Below are 20320 nucleotides of genomic sequence, written 5' to 3'. Positions count from 1 at the left end.
TCTTAAGTAACTTATCATAATGGACATCAGAGGTCAAACGTCTAACGAAAAGTTTAAATAAAAAGAAAATTCTTCAAAAAAACACATATGAAATGATTAGACATGAAATAGGTTATGTTTTTTATGTAAAAATATACATTATGATAACGTTATGGATCATTATTGTAGAATATAGTGTATGAAATAGGAAAATAGATACATTATTTTTTTTAGGAAATAGGTTATACACATTAAAAAGAGCCTTCTAGTAATCTAGAAGGCTTTAAAACTATTAATTAAGGTGCTTTCGTGTATCCTAAGAAATGGCTCTTCCAATAAGAGTTACTTAACGAAGCGATTGCTACACCTTTATCTCCAGCTTGGATAAATGATCCGCCCCCAAGGTAAATACCCATATGAGAAGGACCTGATTTATAAGTGTTTTGGAAATAAATTAAGTCACCTGGTTGTGGATTTGAAGTTTGTGGTAGGCTACCCCAATATCCTGCAACACTTTGACGGCTAATGTTATGACCAAATTTCTTAAATACGTGGTAGATGTAACCACTGCAGTCAACACCAGTAGCAGAAGTTCCGCCCCAAACGTAAGGTACACCTTGCATTGATTTTGCATATGCAAGTACGGAAGAACTGTCACCGCTATTATTGCTTGTATTGTTATTATTATTGTTGTTGTTTTGATTGTTATTTTGGTTGTTGTTAGGCTTATTATCTACTGCGCCACCAACTGGTGTTTTAGAAAGGTAACGTGTGCCGATATAACCAGTTTGGCCGTTGTAGTTAATTTTGCTCCATCCAGAGTTTTCAGAGATTACTTGAACCTTCTGTCCTTGTGGAAGTGCGCCTATGATTCTATAATTTGTACCTTCACCACTACGTACATTTAAGGCAGAAGCATTAATGTAGTAGTCACCAATTGCACCTTGATTAGGTTGTTCAGGTTGTTTTGGTTGCTCAGGAGTAGTAGTGCCACCTTTAACGAATTTCATGAATTCGCTACTAACGTAGCCTGTTTTTCCTTGATAGTTAACTTTAAACCAGCTACCTTCAGAGCCAATTACGTTTAATGTCGTACCATTTAATACGCCACCAATTACGCTATGGTAAGTAGCAGGGCCTGTACGTACGCGTAGAGATGTTGCGTTAACAACGTAAGTACCGCCAGTTTGAACAGTTACATTATTATTTTGTTCTTGTTTGTTATCTTGGTTGTTTCCTTGTGTAACGTTATCACTAGAACCGCCTTTTGTTACGTAGTCTTTACTTACGTAAGCTGTTTGGCCTGCATAATTGATTTTGAACCAATCTTGAACTTCGCCAACAACTTGTACGACTTGTCCTTTTGTAACAGAACCTACAGTTGTGTGAGAAGTGCTAGGACCTGTACGAACACGAAGGGAAGATACATTTACTGTATAGTTTCCACTTGTTGGTTTTACAGATTCTTGGTTGTTATTATTCGTATTGTTGTTTGAAGAACCTGCATTAGCAGAAACACCAGATACGAATTCGCCACTTACATAGCCAACTTGTCCATTATGGTTGATTTTCACCCAACCATTTTCTTGGCCAATTACGTTTAATGTTTGTCCTGCATATACACGTCCTGAAACAGAACTAGAAGTGTTAGGAGCAGTACGTACACGTAATACATCAGCAGTAACTTTATTGTTTCCGCCTGTTGTACTTACATTGGAATTGCTTGCACCATTTTTTGATACAAATTCGCCACTAACAAAGCCTGTTTGGCCATTCATGTTAATTTTGTACCAACCATTTTCTTCGCCAATCACGTTTAGTGATTGACCGTTATAAACGCGCGAGATGATGTCGTGAGAAGTACTTGATCCTGCACGAACATGTAATACGCTAGCGTTTACCTTATAAGATGAGCTGTTTGATGCAGAAGCTTGGACAGTTGTAGCAGCTTTTTGTGTATTTTGTTCAGGGGCAGCTTGAACACTATCAAGTGTAGGTGCTGCTCCTCCTGCTACAGACACTGCCGCAAGACCGGCAAGGTATTTTTTCATAATTTGTCGATTCCTTTCTGTCTGTAATGTAGTGAAGAAATATTTACCAACTGTTAAAAATTCTAAAGAGCATGTCGATTACTGTCAAGACTTATGCGGGAATCTGAATATGACAAAAAGATTACAAGAAAAAATCAAGGCATAAATCTATACCTTGATTTCCATTTAAATACATATATTGAATGTAGAAAGGATAGAAATTATTCGTGTTTAAGAAGATGACATATTGGATTGTAACAAACTCTGAGAAAATGATCGTTGTAGCATTTTAGTGATAGGGCCAACTTGACCATCTTGGATTGCGGTTCCATCAAGATGAGTCATCGGCAAAATTTCAATTGTCGTTCCTGTAAAAAAGCATTCATCCGCTTGATAAACATCACGAACGCTGAAAAGCTCTTCTTGTACTGGAATACGAAGGGTTTTCGCTAAAGAAAGGACATATTGACGAATAATGCCATTTAAAATAAGGTGATTAGCTGGATGTGTGTAAAGAGTTCCGTTTTTAATTAGAAAGAAGTTAGAGTGGCTTCCCTCAGTTACAGTACCATTTCGTACGAAAAGGGCCTCTTTACAACCTTTTCGTTCCGCTTTCGTAGTAGCTAATATATTCGGTAATAAATTTAATGATTTAATATCACAGCGTAGCCAGCGCGTATCCGGTTCTGATATGGCACGTACACCATATTCAATCCATAACGCTGGTCTTTCTTTCTTTGTAATATAGGCATAGATTGTTGGAGGGACGTCATATGAGAACGTATGGGTACGAGCTTGTACACCACGAGATACTTGCAAATAAATCGTTCCATCTTCGTGGAAATTATTATTTTCGATTAGTTTATAAAGTAGGGTAATCAGTTCCGCTTTTGAGAAAGGGAGTGTTAATTCTATTTCTTCCATGGAGCGATATAATCTTGTAATATGCGGATCTAATAAGTGAAAGTTCCCTTTATATAGACGAATAACCTCGTAGACACCATCCCCAAATTGCAAGCCTCTTTCCTCAAGGTCTATGTACGTTTTTTGTTTCGTTGTATCAATAACTGCATCATTCCAAAGTACAAATCTTTCATATGCCAATTTTCGTCCCATCCTTTCGTAAGTGCATAAGTAAAGTGAAGCTTTCATTCATTTGGAATAAAAATCACTACAGTAATTTTTATGTGAGTAATTCTTTACATATGACGTATATGTATTTGTAAATGGTAGAGAAGTGGTAGTGATTTACAGCATTTCGTATATACAAATTCGAAAATAAGAAATAAGAATCCTGCTTTTAAATAAAAAAAAGCAACATTCTTATGGAATGCTGCACAAGGAGGGTAGCTATCTTTCATAGGGACATCGTCTTATTGAATGTTTTGTGTATGGAAACAAAACATATTGAAAGACAATTATAAGAAAGTAGAAATAAACGATTCACATATTTCTTTAAGGGATCTTATTACAGATGAGAGATAAGAAATATATAGAACCTCGTTTACATATTTTATTATAGGGATACTTCATTAATTATATGTGAATATTTGGTAAAGTTTATGTAATGTTAAAGTTAATGAATATAAGTAATTGTATGGAGGAATATAAAAAAAGAGGCTGAGATTACTCAGCGCTCTTCTTTTCTTCTTTAATAGCTGTCTTTACTTCACCAGTTTTGATCTTGTTGCTTTCAGAGAAGCGAAGTAAGTCACCCTCAATGATTTTGTCAGACATGTTCAATTCATTTTGGGCACGATCAATAAGTGGTTGAGATTCTTCTTTTGGCAGTTGTACAACTTCGCCAGTAGCACGGTCGTAGAATGTACTGTTCGTGTACATGTACTTATCTGTAACGAAGCTACCATCACGAAGAACAACGAATCCTTTATTATCAGGTGAGAATACATCATGACCGAATCGAACGTCATTCGTAGAGTCTACACCAAGTAAGTTTAGAATAGTTGGTTTAATGTCAATTTCACCAGTTGGTTTTGAAATTGTTTTACCTTCTTTTTGACCTGGAACGTGAATAAACATCGGTGTTTTTTGTAAGTTCATATGGTCAAATGCAGTAATTTCTTCTTTTCCTAAGAACTGTGCCATTGCACGGTTATGGTTTTCAGAAATACCGTAGTGGTCACCGTAGAATACGATAACTGAGTTGTCGTAAATACCTTCTGCTTTTAGACGCTCAATAAAGTGTTTCATTGCTTCGTCTAAGTAGCGAGCTGTTACCATGTAACGGTCAAATACGCCATCACCAGAATTGTATTCGTCAATTAATTTTGTATTGTCATCATAAGTGAATGGGTAATGGTTTGTTAAAGTAAGGAAGCGAGTATAGAACGGTTGCTTCACTTGTTTTAACATATCGATAGATTGATCAAAGTACTCGATATCTTTTAATCCCCAGTTTAATTTCGTTTCTGGCGTAATCTTATAGTCAAGCTCGTTGTAGTAACGATCATAACCAAGTGCCGGATACATAATGTTACGGTTCCAGAATGTTGCGTTGTTTGCGTGGAATACTGCAGTGTAGTATCCTTGCTGACGTAAAATTTCTGGAGTTGCTGTATATTCGTTGTTACCGTGTGTGAAGAATACAGCACCACGGTCTAGTGGATACATTGAAGTATCTACTAAGAATTCAGCATCAGATGTTTTTCCTTGCCCAGTTTGATGGAAGAAGTTATCAAAGTAATAACTTTCTTTCGTAAATTGGTTTAAGAATGGTGTAACTTCTTGTCCGTTAACTGTTGCACCAATTAAGAATGTTTGTAATGACTCAAGAGAGACAACAATTACGTTCTTCCCTTTTGCAGTACCAAACATATTTGGATCTGGTTTGCTTTGCGTTGTTTTTACGTAGTTCTCTGTTTCCTGTAACTTACTGCCGTCAGCAAATGCTTTTTGTGAACTTGATTTTGCTTGTAAGCCAAGATCATACACTTGGTGTACATATAAACCTAAGTTTTTAACAAGCATAACGCGGTCGAATGAACGTGTTAATAGTTCTGGACGCTCAGCTTCTGCCAATCCTAAGTTTGCGAAGAAAATAGCAATTGTTGACACGAAGTATAGGGAACGCATTGGGCGTGCTACACGTTCTGTCGGTGCAAAATTCTTCATCTTCTTCAATAAAATGAAGAATACGATAATATCAGCAAATGCAAGGATAATTTTGTAGTTAAACAATTCTTTTACACTAGAACCTAAACTTCCGAAGTTAGATGTTTGTCCTAGTACTGGTAAAGTAACGAAGTCATTGTAGAATCCGTAGAACATTACGTTACCAACAAGAACGATTGTTAAGACAAAATTAATTCCAAGTGCTATATAATTACGTTTTTTCCCTTTTGCAAATAATGCAAGACCAACAAGCAGTAATGATGCTGCTAATGGGCTCAGGAATAAAATGAATTCTTGCATGAAAGATTCAAGTTTTAAATCAAAGCTTGTGCGTGTAATAAGATATGTCTTCAACCATAAGGCTAAAGCTACGAATGCAGTGAAACGCACATTTTGAAATTGTGATTTCAAGGTTTCTTTCATTCATTTCCACCCTTTCTCTATCAGGCTTGGTCGATTTTGGAGCGAAAAATGCTAAAATAAAAAATACATAGTTTTCTTGGCCATAATTAGAGGTTCTATATTCACCCATATACGACTATAACTATGCATACCCTTTTAGTTTCTTGTGTTACTCATAAGCATAACGTCATTTCTGTATTATACAACAAAATTCATTTCTGAGAAACACTATAACATTTTACATTTTTTGTATGAGATTTGTCACTACCAGAGAAAACTTTAACATTCGTTTATATGTCCGTCAACTAGAAAATATAACAAAGGTAGAGCAGAATGTTAAGTGAAAGTGAAAAATTTCTTGTTGAGAAATAAGAAATGACAATGGGTAAGTGGTTATCTAGAAACCTATTATATGAAGGGAAGTATGTAAAAATTAACGAACACTTGTTCTTTTTGAGTTTGTTTGTTACAATGAAAGTTCATTGATAGATTATGTGTAATTTTGATGAACTTTTACTGAAAACATATTGTAGCTTATTTCTTTTAAAAAAATAGGGAGGCTTTTACATGGAGCAAAAATTTTCAGTTGAAGCATTTTGGAAGAAAGTAAAACATGTCGCAAAGCAGGCAGGGCAGTCGGTCATTTATGCAAGTTTATTGTTGTTTTACGTTTTGCAGAAACCAGATGTTCCAAAACGAGTGAAAATTATTGTAATTGGAGCACTTGCTTATTTTATTGCACCGATTGATGCAATTCCAGATTTCGTTGCTGGAATTGGTTATACGGATGATTTAGGGGCGTTAATGGCTGCGCTATTACAAGCGTCGCTATACGTCGATGATGATGTAAAAGATAAGGCACGAGTGAAGTTGGCAGAATGGTTTGGTTCGGATATAGACACATCCTTTATCGATCAGAAATTAGATCAATAGGTGAGAACTGTCACATGGTGACAGGGCGAACGTAAGCGAGGAAGTGCATTATGCCATCAGGAAGAACGCATACGAAAATAAACTTAATATCCCTTCCGGTTGTTTTGTTTATGCTCTTTTCGTATGGACTAACAAATTTTGATTTTTTATTAACTTTTGCAATTGGCTTTTTAGTAGGTACTACATTTTTAACACCGGATTTAGATACGTATAGTAATGCGTATAATAAATGGGGATTCCTGCGTATATTTTGGTATCCGTATAAGAAGGTGATGCCGCATCGTTCCTTTTTTACACACACAATTATACTTGGTGATGTGATTCGTATTGCATACATGTTAATTGTGTTTTCTCCGTTTTTATTCCTATTAAATGTAATCGCGCTTGACGGGAATTTAATAGAAATGGCGAAGGAACATGAGGTTGAAATTGTAACGTTCGTAATGGGAATTGTTGTGGCAAGCACGCTGCACATTATAGCGGATAAAGTGAATACGCGCCGTAAGAAAATGATGAGAAAAAAGAAGAAACGCAGAAGATAAAAAACCGTCCCAAAAAGTATTTTGGGACGGTTTTTTCTTATTAATCAAACGTTTGTTTAAAATTAAGCTTTCAGTACTTTAATACCTTTCACGATGTTCCAAATGAAGTAGTATAAGCTAATGATTCCGCAAATACATAAGACAATCATTGTACCGATGCCCAGTGTTACATCCGGTTGATCAGATCCAAGACCCATAACTCCTAAAATAATCATGCCAATGAATGTAGCGATACTTGGGATAATGTGTGTCCATAGAGCACGTTTTGCATGTGGTTTCGTTTCCGCATCTCCCACAATCCACACAATAATCGGGAATAAGATAGGGGCAAATAATACACTAAAGTATGATAAAGCTGCTAATATTTTGTTTCCGTTCATATATATCACCTCATAAATAATATCCGTTGTTATACCTTTATTATGCAGGAAATGTGGCGAGCTTCCTATCGATGAACATTACAAGAACGTGACGATTTTGTAAGATTTTTTCGTTAAATAATAAAATTTTCAAAAAAATCTTTTTAAAAGGAAATTGTTATGGTACAGTATAAAAGAAAGTTATTGAAAACGTTTTCTTAAACGTTTTTTTATTTTTAGGCTGAAAGGTATGATGACCTGATAGTCTATTGATGAGGTTATTCTATTTAAAAGGGGATTCTTTAGGGGGAGAGAACAATGAACACATGGACACAAGTTTATGATCCGTTCGGAAACATTTGGATTTCGGCAGCGGTAGCACTTATTCCGATTATCTTTTTTTTCTTAGCTTTAGCAGTTTTCCGCATGAAGGGGTATGTGGCAGGATTTATTACAGTTGTACTTACAATTTTAGTGGCATTATTCGCTTATAAGATGCCGTTCACGATGGCAATGGCAGCGACTGGATATGGTTTTTTATACGGACTATGGCCAATTGCTTGGATTATCATTATGTCGGTATTTTTATATAAAATATCTGTGAAAACAGGTCAATTCGATGTGATTCGTGCATCTGTATTATCCATTACGAATGACCACCGTTTACTCGTTATTTTAATCGGTTTTTCATTCGGAGCATTTTTAGAAGGGGCAGCGGGATTCGGTGCACCAGTAGCGATTACAGCAGCGCTTCTTGCAGGCCTTGGGCTAAATCCTTTATATGCAGCAGGTCTTTGTTTAATTGCAAATACAGCACCAGTAGCGTTCGGAGCGATGGGAATTCCGATTACAGTTGCTGGACAAGTAACAGGTATTGATCCACATAAAATTGGACAAATGGCTGGACATCAATTACCGTTCTTATCATTATTTGTTCCATTCTTTATCGTATTTTTAATGGACGGGGTGAAAGGGGTAAGACAAACGTGGCCTGCTTTACTTGTAGCAGGTAGCTCATTTGCAATTACGCAGTTCATAACAGCGACATTCTTAGGACCAGAACTTCCGGATATTACGTCGGCACTTGTAAGTTTAGTTAGTTTAGCGCTGTTCTTAAAAGTATGGCAACCGAAAGAAATTTATCAATCTGGGCAAGCAAATAGAGAAGCAGCTGCAACAACAGCGGCATCGATGCCGAAATTAACGTTGGGAAAAGTAGTAAAGGCATGGTCTCCATTTATCGTATTAACGGTTATGGTAGTCATTTGGAGTCAAAGTTTCTTTAAAGCATTATTTGCTCCAGGAGGCGCGTTAGAAAGTCTTGTATTTAAGTTTGAAATTCCAGGCTTGCACAATTTAGTAATGAAAGCAGAGCCTATTGTAAATAAAGCGACGCCTTACGAGGCAATTTTGAAGTTTGATGTATTATCAGCAACGGGAACAGCAATTTTAATTGCTTGTATCATTTCCATGTTTATTTTGAAAATGAGTGTAAAAGATGCAGTAGTAACATTTAAAGAAACTTTAAGTGAATTAAAAATGCCAATTCTATCTATTGGATTCGTATTAGGATTTGCATTTATCGCAAACTATTCTGGGCTATCTTCTACACTAGCGTTAGCACTAGCAGGAACTGGCGGACTATTCCCGTTCTTCTCACCATTCTTAGGATGGATTGGCGTATTCTTAACAGGGTCTGATACGTCAGCGAATGCATTATTCTCAAATTTACAAGCAATTACAGCGCAGCAAGTCGGTGTATCTGAAGTACTTCTCGTTGCAGCAAATACAACGGGCGGTGTAACAGGTAAAATGATTTCTCCGCAATCAATTGCCATTGCTTGTGCAGCAGTTGGACTTGCTGGAAAAGAATCAGATTTATTCCGCTTTACAGTGAAGCATAGTTTATTCTTCGTAGTTATTGTTGGTATTATGACGTATGTACAGGCATATTATTTAACGTGGATGATTCCATAAGCGACAAAAGAAATAAACTTTGCATTTTTCAGATTATCGTGTATGATGAGAAAGTATTGAAAATTAAATCAGTGATAAACTAGGGGTGCCTAACGTATGCGTAGGCTGAGAGAGAAGCGCGTGAACTTCTTAACCCTTTGGACCTGATCTGGCTCGTACCAGCGTAGGGAAGTTAACGGCTTTACATAATGATGTCTTTTATGAGCCAGGTCCTTATTTTTTTATGGACCTGGCTCTTTTTATTTTGGCATACGCTGGCCATATCTCGTCCTTGTCACGTACAGGGGGGCAACAAAGGTTATGAAACAGTCTGTTTCAGCTGAGCAAATTGAATTGAAATCGAGTTTACCAGGAAGTAAGAAAGTGTATGTGGATGGACCACGAGAAGGTATGAAAGTACCGATGCGTGAGATTGAACAAAGCGATACAAATGGCGTCCCGAATCCGCCAATTCGTGTGTATGATACAAGCGGTCCTTACACAGATCCTGCGTATAAAGTCGAGTTAGAGAAGGGGATTCCAACGCCGCGCCACTCTTGGATCCTAGAGCGCGGAGATGTAGAGGCATACGAAGGGCGCGAAGTAAAACCAGAGGATGACGGTGTGAAGGTGGCTTCGAAACATACACCTGTTTTCCCGCAGATGGATCGCAAACCGCTTAGAGCGAAGCAAGGTGCAAATGTTACGCAAATGCATTATGCACGTAATGGCATCATTACGTCTGAGATGGAATATGTTGCGATTCGTGAAGGAGTAGAGCCGGAGTTTGTTCGTAAGGAAATTGCGGAAGGTCGCGCTATTTTACCAGCAAATATTAACCATCCGGAAGCAGAGCCGATGATTATCGGACGTAATTTCCACGTGAAGGTGAATGCAAATATCGGAAACTCTGCTGTATCTTCTTCTATCGCGGAAGAAGTAGAGAAGATGACATGGGCTACTCGCTGGGGTGCAGATACGATTATGGATTTATCTACAGGTAAAAACATTCATACGACGCGTGAGTGGATTATTCGTAACGCGCCTGTACCAGTTGGAACTGTACCGATCTATCAAGCGCTTGAAAAAGTAAACGGAATTGCAGAAGATTTAACGTGGGAAGTGTATCGTGATACGTTAATTGAGCAAGCGGAGCAAGGCGTAGATTACTTTACGATTCACGCTGGTGTATTACTTCGTTACATTCCCATTACTGCAAAGCGTACGACAGGTATCGTTTCGCGTGGTGGTTCAATTATGGCGCAGTGGTGTTTATTCCATCATAAAGAAAACTTCCTATACACTCATTTTGAAGAGATTTGTGAAATTATGAAGCAGTATGATGTTTCGTTCTCTCTTGGAGATGGATTACGTCCAGGTTCGATTGCAGATGCAAATGACGAAGCGCAGTTCTCTGAGCTTGAAACACTTGGTGAATTAACGAAGATTGCTTGGAAACATGATGTGCAAGTTATGATTGAAGGGCCTGGGCATGTACCGATGCATTTAATTAAAGAAAATATGGAGAAAGAGCTCGATATTTGTCAGGGGGCGCCATTCTATACACTTGGGCCGTTAACGACAGATATTGCACCAGGTTATGACCATATTACATCCGCAATTGGAGCTGCGATGATTGGCTGGTTTGGAACAGCGATGCTTTGTTATGTAACGCCGAAAGAACATTTAGGTTTACCGAATAAAGATGATGTACGCGAAGGTGTTATTACGTACAAAATCGCTGCGCATGCAGCTGATCTGGCGAAAGGGCACAAAACGGCTCATCAGCGTGATGATGCACTTTCAAAAGCTCGTTTTGAATTCCGTTGGCGCGATCAATTTAATTTATCTTTAGATCCTGAACGTGCAATGGAGTATCACGATGAAACATTGCCAGCAGAAGGTGCGAAAACGGCTCATTTCTGTTCCATGTGTGGACCGAAGTTTTGTAGTATGAGAATTTCACATGATATTCGTGAATATGCAAAAGAAAATGATTTAGAAACGACAGAAGCAATTGAAAAAGGAATGAAAGAGAAAGCGAAAGAATTTAAAGAAACGGGTAGTCACTTATACCAATAACACGTTACACTTCTTTACTTGATTGATCACACTGTAGTACCTAACTTAATATAGAAGAAGCCCGATTTGCTAAGACGGTAGCAAATCGGGCTTCTGTTGTTTATACCGCTATTTGCGGGCAGTGAGATTCCACTGATTAAAGTTTCACTTTATAAGGCGAAGAAGAGATGTACCCAATAGAATAAGAGAAATAATGTGACAACTGTTGTGAGCGGGATAACAATAAGGGATACACTTAAATAGTCTTTCCATTTTACTTTAATTTTGTTTTGTTTCAGGATATACATCCAAATGAGAGAAGCTAGTGTACCGATTGGTAATAATAGTGAACCGATGTCACTACCAATAATGTTTGCGAGGTAGATAGTTTTTAATGTGACTGGGTCTAGTCCCATTTCTGTTAACGTAATGGTACCAATCATAAGTGCAGGGTGATTATTGAAGACGTTGGAGAGGAGGGAAACGAGTCCGCCCATTGTAAAGCTAGCATACAGTAGATGCTGATTTACAACTGGTTCAAGCCATTGGACAAGTGCTGCTGTTAATCCTGCGTTGTGAAGTCCGTAAATAATGACATACATAGAGAAAGCAAAAATTAAAATGTGCCAAGGTGTCTTTTTCAAAATGTCGACAGGGTTCGTTCGTAAGTAGTACCATCTCCAGATGAGAAGAACGAGTGAACCGAGTACGGCAACAATCTCGATTGGGATGGATAAGAAGGATGCAACGAATAGAAGACAGCGCATAAGGAAGACGAAGCCTAATACTTTTAGCATAAACCTTGTCCGTTTTTGTTTCGTATCAACTGAATTTTTTCCTTTTAACGGATGAAAGTTTTTCGTGAAGAATATTTCTTCAATATCATATGAAGAAACAGGTAATTTTTTCGGAAGTTTTTTCTTCAAAACCGTATACATAAGCCATGACATAAACAATAGTCCTAATGTTGCAGGTACAAACATCATAGCAGTATGCATATAAAGAGTCATATTCACGATATTTAATGCGATTAAGTTTACGATATTACTTACACCAATTGGTGCACTAGATGCAGTAGCGATTAAAGCACCGCTTAATAAATAAGGGATTTGTTGATGCGGTTTTAATTGAAGATTTTTTAGGAGAAGAATTAAAATTGGCGTTGTAATTAAAATACTACCATCGTTATTAAATAAAAGAGTCATAAGAAAACATAATAATTGAATATACCAGTATAAGCGGCGCCCGGAGCCTTTTGCTAAGTTTGCAAGTTTCGCTGCGGACCAGTGGAAGAAGCCGAAGCTTTCTAATATTACCGCCATAACGATGGTCGCTAATATTGTTATGGAGGCACCGCCAATTTTACTAATAATGTCCATGACGTCTGGTTTTGATACAAGTCCAGTAATCAGGATAATGCCAGCGCCAATTGCTGCCGGCCACGCCTCATTTAAACCACGAGGTCGCCAAAAGATAACAATCATTGTTAAGAAGAATACAATAATAGTAATCCATATTTCAATGCTCATATTTTACCTACCTTTCTACTTTTCCTCAAAGCAATGTAGCTTGTCTTAAGGTTTGTATTGGTAGTATATTCAGCAAAAAATAAGAAGAACTAGACGTATAACGGAGTACAATGAATATGTGTTTTTCAAGTTATGGGACAAGTATCTCTCTTAGTGAAATAACTATTGTGAGAGGAGTCTAGAAATTAATGGGGCAGTAAGATAGTAAATGAAATTTATATAGGTGATTATGGAGATATATCAGCGCAACTCAAAATATATCGGCGATTTTTAAATTATATCGACTTATCGATAAAGCATGACAAAAGGAGCCCATCCCAAAATACCTTTTGGAACAGGCCCTACAATATTATTTTTCCTTCAAAAAAGTTCGATCCTTCAAGAATAAATTCCAGAAGAAAATAAATCCTGGTAATAAAATTGCAATCCCAATTGCATATAGAATAAGCAATGCATAGAATGTTTCGACCGTTGTAAAGCTTGTAAATACAGTTACATCAGGATAAATAATATACGGTAAATGTGCAACGCCGTAAGCATAACTTGCAAATGCATATTGAGCGACGACTGCTAAAACGGCAATGCGAGGGTATCCTAGTGTGCCATACTTCTTGTTTGTCCACCAAAGAGAAGAGTACCCGATAACGAATAAAACGATAGAAACTGTAAACCACGGGAATTGCTTTATGAGCCCTTGCATAAGCCAGTGTGTTTCCGGATCCATTACAACGAGGGCGATAATCGCCGTAACGAGTGTTGCAGGACCAAGGATGATGGCGTTTCTTCTATAAATTCTATACGAATCTTCTGAACCTTGCTCTCTCGCAAAATCAGCAAGAAAGAGGGAGGAAAGAAATAATTCCGAAGTTAGCCCAAAGAGCATATAACAGTAGATCACCGGGCTAGAAAGAAGTTTTCCATACAGGAGTACTTCTTTTCCCTCAGACATTGTAATATAGGCCCCTTCTGTAACAGGTAAAACGGTAATTAATAAGGCTGGAATTAAGAGCCCAGTAATACCTGAAATAACCCGAAGGAGGTACTGATATTTTGGCACAGAGTAAGCAAATACCATGAATGTACTGCGAATTGCAATGAGTATTAAAATTAACATAACTGGTACGAACATGACTGTCGCAAGGGTGAAAGCGGCTTTCGGAAAGAAACCGAGAAAAGCGACAACGACAAAGACGAGAAATGTATTTGTTACTTCCCAAGTCGGTGATAAGTATCGGTTGGCAAGCTTGGCAGCGAGCGTTGGATGTTTTGCGTATACCATGCCCCAAAAACCTGCTCCAAAATCGATGGACCCTAATATACTGTATACGAAAATAAGAGCCCATAAGATGATGATTGCAATACTTTCCTCATGCACGAGAATCGCCTCCTTCGTGATGTAAATCATTTGTAAGCGGATGTTTCTTAAAGAATGTTCGTAGTACAAAAACTGTTAAAATACCGAGTCCAATATATAAAATGATGAATAGAATAAATAAAGGACCGACAAAATCAGCGCGTGTAGAAGCGTCGACTGTACGTTGCATACCGTAAATGGTCCATGGCTGACGACCGCTACAGCTGAAAATCCACCCAAATTCAATGCCGAGCATCATAACTGGTCCACATGCGGCAGCTCCCCAAAGAAGCCACTTCGGTAGCTCTGTTCCTTTTTTTCGGTAAACAAAGTACCAATATAAGAGGGCAATTGCTGCAACTGCAAAGGTAAAGGCAGCAGTGCCAACCATTAAATTGAACAGTGTATGCGTGTAAAATGGTGGCCATGTTTCTTGTGGAAATTCCTTTAGTCCTTTTACGACAGTGCTAGGGTCTAGTCCTACTAGTAGGCTAAGCATGTTCGGAATTTCTAGTGCGTAGTTTAGTTCAAGTGTGTTAGGATCTACAACGCCGCCAATTGATAACGGTGCATGTGATGTCGTTTCAAATAAAGCTTCAGCAGATGCCAGTTTTTCAGGGGAATGCTTATGTAAAGCAATTGCCGATTCGTGCCCCGAAAGCCACATCGTAGCGCCTGTAATAAATGTCACGACGAGTCCTAACAGTAGTCCTTTTTTATGATATGCTACTTCACGTTCACTTACATTCTTCTTTAATAATTTAAATCCGGCGATAGAGGCAATGACGGCAGCTCCAGTTGCGTAGGCTGTAATCACAACATGGAATGCGCTCGTGCCAAAACTCGGATTAAAGAAAGCTTTCCACGGATCAACGTTAAAAACTGATCCATCTGGCCCCATTGAAAAGCCCGCGGGTGTATTCATCCATGTATTTGCCGATGTAATAAGCACGGCGGATGCCGTGGCACCAATCATGACGAAGAATAGCGAGATTAATCTCATGAATGGAGGTAGTTTGTCAGCTGCATATACATAAATGGACATGAACAAAGCCTCTAAAAAGAAGGCGAAAATCTCAATTTGAAAGGGCACAGAAATAACCTGCCCAACAATTTTAGCAAAACCAGGCCAAAGCAGTGAGATTTGCACACCAACGATTGTTCCAGTTGGAATTGCTACACCAAGAAGGATGGCAAAGGCCTTTGTCCATCTTTTCGCCATAATGGCGTAGTCGGAATCTTTCTTCCAGTGATAGAGTATTTCACTTATAAAAATCATTAATGAAAGTCCGACACCAAGTGTTGCGAAGATAATGTGGAATGCTAGTGAAGAACCGAAAAATGCTCTTGCTAATGTTACCGTATCCATATGTAAACTCCTCTTCTTTTTTGCCATTATTTTCTGATTGAATTGGAAGATTTATTCAAAAAAACTTCCAAAAATATATATGTATTTAAAAAGTGGATATGATAATATTATGTTTGAATATTCTAAATAGAAAGAAGTTAATGTTTAATAATATTTTATTTGTTTTTTAGTAAGGAATATTTTATAATCTTTTATGCGAACATAAGTTCTGATTTTGAAGTGAAGAAGTTTATGTGAAATGGAGAGGATGTTTTATGTATCCTGAAGTCATTAAAAAGATGGCATTTTCAAAAGAGCATAGAGATTTATTATTGAAGCTGTATAATAAAGAGATTACGCGTAGTGAGTATGATCGACTCGTGGAATCGCTATATAGACCTTCTAAAGAGGCTTGTGAGAGATAGAGGAACGGGAGACAATCTAATAGATTGTCTTTTTTACATTTACGTATGTTCTGGTAAAATTAAGGATAGCCTTACTAGGGAGGTGAAAAGTTTGCGGAAACGTATATATATAGTGATTGGAGTTATTCTTTTAATCGCTTTAGGTGGAATTGTATTTTGGTCAGCTTTGCAAGGAAACCGTACGGAACATTTTATTTTAAGACATATGGTGAATGAAAATGGGACGCTTGCTACATATCGTTTAGAAGATACAAAAGCAGGTACCGGTGAAGCGAAAGGCCGAGAAGCTTTATCGGAATCAGCAGGACTATGGCTGCAATATACACTCGATAAAGACGATCAAGCGTTATTCGATGAACAAGTTAAGGTTATTCAAAATAACTTTGTACATAAGAACCAAATTGTTTTATGGAAAATCTCTGAAAAGGGAGAAATGCAGTCAGCTACAAATGCACTTATTGATGATCTCCGTATTATAGAACAGTTATATCGCGCTTATGAAATGTACAAGGAAGAGCGCTATAAAAACTTGGCAGATCAATTGAGTGATGCTGTAATTCGTTATAATAAGAAAGGTAATTATTATGTTGATTATTATGATGCAGATGCAAGGAAACAAAATGATTTTGCAACAACGTCATATATAAATCCGCGCGCATTCTCCTATATGAAAAAGTATGGAAAAGTTTCTGCTCAGCAATATGAGGAAGTCGTTCAATTTTTAGCAGATTATCCAAGGCATGGATGGGCATTCCCGAAAGAGTATAAAGCGGATGGTACATTTACGTACGACAAAGAAGTGAATCTTATTGACCAATCATACGTTGCATATCATCGTAGTTTAGGTGGCCTTTCATCAGATGCTTATTTGGAGTTTATAAAGAAGAAATTCCAGGAGGATGGAAAGTTATACGGCCGTTACAATTTAGAAACGGGAAAACAAACTGTGAATTATGAATCGCCAGCCGCTTACGGATTAACGATTTTGTACGTACTACAAACAGGTGATACAAAGTTTGCAAAGGAATTATATGATCATATGGCCACATTCCGAAATGACAACGTATTTAGTAGATATTACGGTGGATATGTAACAGGCGAAAATAACAATACGCATATTTTTGATAATGTTTTGCCGCTTTTAGCTGAAATAGAATTAGAGAAGAGTGAAAAATAAAAGGTGCCACCCTATGGGGATGGCACCTTTTATTTTTTGATATCATTTTAAGTCCTAATATTGGAGAAGTACTCAATCACGAATTCACGGAATTTCTGAGCAGTTTTCGATAAGTAACGTTTTTTTGACCAGCTTAAGCCAATCGTTCTCTCACAATTTGGTTCAATAATACGTAACTTATTTAATGCTAAAGTAGAGTTTTTTAATAAAGTTAAACTTGGGACAAAGGCGATGCCGAGGCCTTGCTTAATCAGGTCGCTAATCACGGTTGGTTCGTCTACTTCAAAAGCAATATGTGGAGTGAAGCCAGCTTCTTTACAAAATTCATCTGTTAAGTGCCGAAATCCATAACCAGTGTTCATACTAATAAACGGTTCGTCCTTTACTTCATGCAGATATACACTTTTACGTTCTGATAAACGGTGCCCTGAAGGGACGACTAAGAAAATTTCTTCTGTAATAAGTGGTTCCCAAATAATCTCCTCGCCTTCAATTGGCACAGAAGAAATGCAAAAGTCAATTTCTATATTATCTAGTTGTCGTTTCATAGAAGGAGTAGATGCGAGAAACTGTTGGAATCGAATGTTAGGATGTTCTAGTAAAAAAGAACCAATTAGTTCGGGTAATATTCTTGGAATAGAAACAGCCAGCGTAATAGAGCTTTGTTGTAAGTTAGCTAAATCTTTAATTTCTCGTTCGCCTTCACTTAATTCATGAAAAATGCGCTCTACTCGTTTTAAAAATACTTTCCCGAAAGAGTTTAATGTAATTTGTCGCCCTTGGCGGTCAAATAACGGAACGCCTAAGTCCTTTTCTAATCTAGCAATTGTTTTGCTGAGCGAAGGCTGCGCGATATGCAATTCTTCAGCGGCTTTTGTCATATGCTCTAATCGTGCAACTGTTTGAAAGTATTTTAGTTGAAGAAGTTCCATTTTGACTCTCCTTTCTATAGACCAAAAGGAATGGATTGATAATTAAAGATGTATTATACAGTATGGAAATGGACGTGTATAGTAAATCTGTTAAACCATTCTAATGGTGTGAAATTCGGAGAAGGAGTATGTTTCATGAAAGGAATTCAACTTGTATTTAAAGATTGGAAAGCGATGTGGTACCATAAACATGGGCGTATCGCTTTAATTTTTTTGTTAATCGTTCCTTTAATTTATTCAGGGTTCTTTTTAGCTGGATATTGGGATCCATACGGAAAATTAGATAAATTACCTGTTGCAATTGTAAATTTAGATAAGGGTGCTGCAATGGATGAGAAAATAATTCGTGCAGGAGATGATTTTGTAAAAAATTTAAAAGAGAATAAGGAACTGGCTTTTCATTTCGTATCAGAAAAAAATGCTGAGGAAGGGCTAAAAGAAGATAAGTACTATATGGTTGTTACGATTCCAGAGGATTTCTCTAAAAAGGTAAGTACACTTATGGATGAGAAACCAGAACCAGCACAATTGCAGTACAAAGTAAATCCGGGTAAAAACTTTGTAGCAGCGCAAATTGGAACGACAGCTGTTGAAAATATGAAAACAAAAATTTCAAATAGTATTACGAAATCTTATACAGAAGGTGTCTTTTCAAAGTTTCAAGACTTAGCACAAGGGTTGAGTGATGCAAGTAATGGTGCTGGGAAGTTACATGAAGGAACGACAGATGCAAGAAATGGGGCAAATCAGCTTGCAGATGGTATTCATCGTTTAAGTGACGGGACATCAAAAGTGAAAGAGGGAAGTGAAAAACTTGCTTCTAGCAAATCAGCCTTAACTGATGGAGCGAATGAGCTAAGTCAAGGAGCAACCTCACTTCATAGCGGTATGGAGTTATTGACGCAAGGTGAAAAAAACTTACAATCAGGGGTTAGTGAATTAAATGCTGGTACAAATGAATGGGTGAACGGAAGTGAGAAACTGGCTGAAGGGCAAGCGAAAGCGGACAATGCAGCAAATAGTGTAAAACAACAATTAGAAGAGTACGTGAAAAGTCATCCAGAGGTGCAGCAAGATCCTGCTTTTCAAAAGATTATCGCTACTTCTAATGGATTAGCTCAAGCAACAAACACTTTAAATAATAGTCAGAAACAATTGACACAAGGTGCACAGAAGCTTGCAGATGGTCAGCATAAGGTTGAAGAAGGTATGAATACATTCGGAGTTAAGTTAAATGAAGCTACTGCTGGAACGAAAAAGATAGCAGAGGGTGCTACAAATTTAGCTAGTGGATTTACAAAATGGGGAGCTGGATTTACATCATTACAAGAAGGTGTAAATCAACTTGCGAGCGGGGGAACAGAGCTGAATCATGGTGCTGATCAGTTAACGAACGGACTTGTTAAACTTGACGATGGTGCGAAAGAACTTTCTACGAAATTAGGAGAGGGCGCAGAGAAGATAGCGGATGTTCGCAATGATGATGCACGCAATACGATGTTCTCAGAGCCGGTTCAATTAGTGAAGTCAACAGTTTCTGACGTGCCTAATTACGGTTCAGGTATTGCACCATATTTCTTATCGCTTGCATTTTATGTTGGCGGAATTATGGCATCGAATATTTTACCGCTTGGCCGTAGACAAAATATGAAAGTAAGCGGAACGGTACATTTTATTAATAAATTAGGGTTAGTATATGTAATTGGACTTATTCAAGCATTACTTGTGGATGTGGTTGTGCTAGGAGTTATGAAATTAGAAGTTGCAAGTGTGCCACTCTTTGTTTTATCAAGTATCGTTATTTCCTTTACGTTCATGACGTTTATTCTTATGTTAGTAACGGTGTTTGGTCTTGTTGGAAAGTTCTTAGCGGTAACGCTTCTCGTCTTGCAATTAGCGACGAGCGGTGGGACTTTCCCAGGAGAATTAAATATAGCTGTTCTTAGCAAGATTGGACAATTTCTCCCAATGTCCCATTCTCTTAGAGGATTGCAAGATGTGATTTCTTTAGGAGATTGGTCGCAATTACAAATGCAAATTTTAATATTGTTATGCTATCTCGTTATTGCTGGTGGAATTGCTTGGATCACGAGCCATATACAACATAGAGAAACGAATGCAGAACAAGTTTCTTAAAATGAAAGAAGCTATCCGGTTTTTT

15 protein-coding genes and 1 riboswitch are annotated in these 20320 nt (G+C 37.6%); of the genes, 7 read left to right on the top strand and 8 right to left on the bottom strand.

All coding sequences use genetic code 11. The features are described from left to right. Window positions 1–275: 275 nt before the first annotated feature. From ACTFRS_RS22070 to ACTFRS_RS22060, 3 genes are all read right to left on the bottom strand, one after another. A complete protein-coding gene (locus ACTFRS_RS22070; RefSeq protein ID WP_139868405.1) occupies window positions 276–2030 on the bottom strand; it encodes a C40 family peptidase in 1755 nt (584 codons plus the stop codon). 210 nt (window positions 2031–2240) lie between these two features. After that, window positions 2241–3125: a D-amino-acid transaminase gene (locus ACTFRS_RS22065; protein WP_049112924.1), complete on the bottom strand. Its 885-nt coding sequence runs from the start codon at window positions 3123–3125 to the stop codon at window positions 2241–2243. 510 nt (window positions 3126–3635) lie between these two features. Then, the gene (locus ACTFRS_RS22060) at window positions 3636–5564 is read right to left on the bottom strand and encodes an LTA synthase family protein (protein WP_016718951.1); all 1929 of its coding nucleotides are present in this window, start codon (window positions 5562–5564) and stop codon (window positions 3636–3638) included. Window positions 5565–6110: 546 nt separating this feature from the next. Here ACTFRS_RS22060 and ACTFRS_RS22055 point away from each other — a divergent pair. Beyond that, complete coding sequence (locus ACTFRS_RS22055; protein WP_000435502.1) at window positions 6111–6476, top strand: YkvA family protein; 366 nt, start codon at window positions 6111–6113, stop codon at window positions 6474–6476. A 50-nt stretch (window positions 6477–6526) separates the two neighbouring features. After that, window positions 6527–7018: a metal-binding protein gene (locus ACTFRS_RS22050; RefSeq protein WP_001139083.1), complete on the top strand. Its 492-nt coding sequence runs from the start codon at window positions 6527–6529 to the stop codon at window positions 7016–7018. Window positions 7019–7080: 62 nt separating this feature from the next. Here ACTFRS_RS22050 and ACTFRS_RS22045 read toward each other — a convergent pair whose 3' ends face one another. Further along, a complete protein-coding gene (locus ACTFRS_RS22045; RefSeq protein WP_061529301.1) occupies window positions 7081–7398 on the bottom strand; it encodes a DUF4870 domain-containing protein in 318 nt (105 codons plus the stop codon). Between the two features lie 297 nt (window positions 7399–7695). Between ACTFRS_RS22045 and lldP the strand changes: the two genes are divergently transcribed. Further along, window positions 7696–9354 carry an L-lactate permease gene (gene lldP / locus ACTFRS_RS22040; protein ID WP_242293934.1) on the top strand — a complete coding sequence of 553 codons (1659 nt, stop codon included), beginning with the start codon at window positions 7696–7698 and terminating at the stop codon, window positions 9352–9354. Window positions 9355–9425: 71 nt separating this feature from the next. Beyond that, window positions 9426–9541, top strand: a riboswitch (TPP riboswitch). Between the two features lie 113 nt (window positions 9542–9654). Next, a complete protein-coding gene (thiC, locus tag ACTFRS_RS22035) occupies window positions 9655–11415 on the top strand; it encodes a phosphomethylpyrimidine synthase ThiC (protein WP_242293933.1) in 1761 nt (586 codons plus the stop codon). 149 nt (window positions 11416–11564) lie between these two features. On the opposite strand, the gene ACTFRS_RS22030 is transcribed toward thiC, so the two are convergent. The 3 genes from ACTFRS_RS22030 to cydA form a co-directional block, all read right to left on the bottom strand. Continuing rightward, window positions 11565–12923, bottom strand: coding sequence for an arsenic transporter (locus tag ACTFRS_RS22030; protein ID WP_139868399.1), 1359 nt, complete (start codon window positions 12921–12923; stop codon window positions 11565–11567). A gap of 349 nt (window positions 12924–13272) precedes the next feature. Beyond that, window positions 13273–14298 (bottom strand): cytochrome d ubiquinol oxidase subunit II, encoded by a 1026-nt coding sequence (locus tag ACTFRS_RS22025; RefSeq protein WP_000544167.1) that lies wholly within the window; start codon window positions 14296–14298, stop codon window positions 13273–13275. Further along, window positions 14291–15646, bottom strand: a complete 1356-nt coding sequence (gene cydA, locus ACTFRS_RS22020; protein ID WP_000381964.1) for a cytochrome ubiquinol oxidase subunit I — start codon at window positions 15644–15646, stop codon at window positions 14291–14293. Before cydA ends, ACTFRS_RS22025 begins: the two co-directional genes overlap by 8 nt. 254 nt (window positions 15647–15900) lie before the next feature. On the opposite strand from cydA, the gene ACTFRS_RS22015 reads away from it, so the two are divergent. Next, complete coding sequence (locus ACTFRS_RS22015) at window positions 15901–16050, top strand: hypothetical protein (RefSeq protein WP_000283185.1); 150 nt, start codon at window positions 15901–15903, stop codon at window positions 16048–16050. A gap of 91 nt (window positions 16051–16141) precedes the next feature. Beyond that, window positions 16142–17227, top strand: coding sequence for a transcriptional regulator (locus ACTFRS_RS22010; protein ID WP_113759610.1), 1086 nt, complete (start codon window positions 16142–16144; stop codon window positions 17225–17227). Window positions 17228–17274: 47 nt separating this feature from the next. On the opposite strand, the gene ACTFRS_RS22005 is transcribed toward ACTFRS_RS22010, so the two are convergent. Next, window positions 17275–18159 (bottom strand): LysR family transcriptional regulator, encoded by an 885-nt coding sequence (locus tag ACTFRS_RS22005; RefSeq protein WP_242293931.1) that lies wholly within the window; start codon window positions 18157–18159, stop codon window positions 17275–17277. Window positions 18160–18294: 135 nt separating this feature from the next. Between ACTFRS_RS22005 and ACTFRS_RS22000 the strand changes: the two genes are divergently transcribed. After that, window positions 18295–20295, top strand: coding sequence for a YhgE/Pip family protein (locus ACTFRS_RS22000; RefSeq protein WP_431085081.1), 2001 nt, complete (start codon window positions 18295–18297; stop codon window positions 20293–20295). The last annotated feature ends 25 nt before the right edge of the window (window positions 20296–20320 follow it).

Origin of the sequence: Bacillus cereus group sp. MYBK139-1 (assembly GCF_051916915.1) — a bacterium.
Lineage (GTDB): Bacteria > Bacillota > Bacilli > Bacillales > Bacillaceae_G > Bacillus_A > Bacillus_A pacificus.
This window is presented reverse-complemented; position numbering and strand designations above follow the sequence as displayed.

Bases quoted from the DNA above. Each gene is read 5' to 3' on its own strand.
- ACTFRS_RS22070 (WP_139868405.1), bottom strand. From the start codon at position 2,030: ATGAAAAAATACCTTGCCGGTCTTGCGGCAGTGTCTGTAGCAGGAGGA.
- ACTFRS_RS22065 (WP_049112924.1), bottom strand. From the start codon at position 3,125: ATGGGACGAAAATTGGCATATGAAAGATTTGTACTTTGGAATGATGCA.
- ACTFRS_RS22060 (WP_016718951.1), bottom strand. From the start codon at position 5,564: ATGAAAGAAACCTTGAAATCACAATTTCAAAATGTGCGTTTCACTGCA.
- ACTFRS_RS22055 (WP_000435502.1), top strand. From the start codon at position 6,111: ATGGAGCAAAAATTTTCAGTTGAAGCATTTTGGAAGAAAGTAAAACAT.
- ACTFRS_RS22050 (WP_001139083.1), top strand. From the start codon at position 6,527: ATGCCATCAGGAAGAACGCATACGAAAATAAACTTAATATCCCTTCCG.
- ACTFRS_RS22045 (WP_061529301.1), bottom strand. From the start codon at position 7,398: ATGAACGGAAACAAAATATTAGCAGCTTTATCATACTTTAGTGTATTA.
- lldP (WP_242293934.1), top strand. From the start codon at position 7,696: ATGAACACATGGACACAAGTTTATGATCCGTTCGGAAACATTTGGATT.
- thiC (WP_242293933.1), top strand. From the start codon at position 9,655: ATGAAACAGTCTGTTTCAGCTGAGCAAATTGAATTGAAATCGAGTTTA.
- ACTFRS_RS22030 (WP_139868399.1), bottom strand. From the start codon at position 12,923: ATGAGCATTGAAATATGGATTACTATTATTGTATTCTTCTTAACAATG.
- cydA (WP_000381964.1), bottom strand. From the start codon at position 15,646: ATGGATACGGTAACATTAGCAAGAGCATTTTTCGGTTCTTCACTAGCA.
- ACTFRS_RS22015 (WP_000283185.1), top strand. From the start codon at position 15,901: ATGTATCCTGAAGTCATTAAAAAGATGGCATTTTCAAAAGAGCATAGA.
- ACTFRS_RS22005 (WP_242293931.1), bottom strand. From the start codon at position 18,159: ATGGAACTTCTTCAACTAAAATACTTTCAAACAGTTGCACGATTAGAG.
- ACTFRS_RS22000 (WP_431085081.1), top strand. From the start codon at position 18,295: ATGAAAGGAATTCAACTTGTATTTAAAGATTGGAAAGCGATGTGGTAC.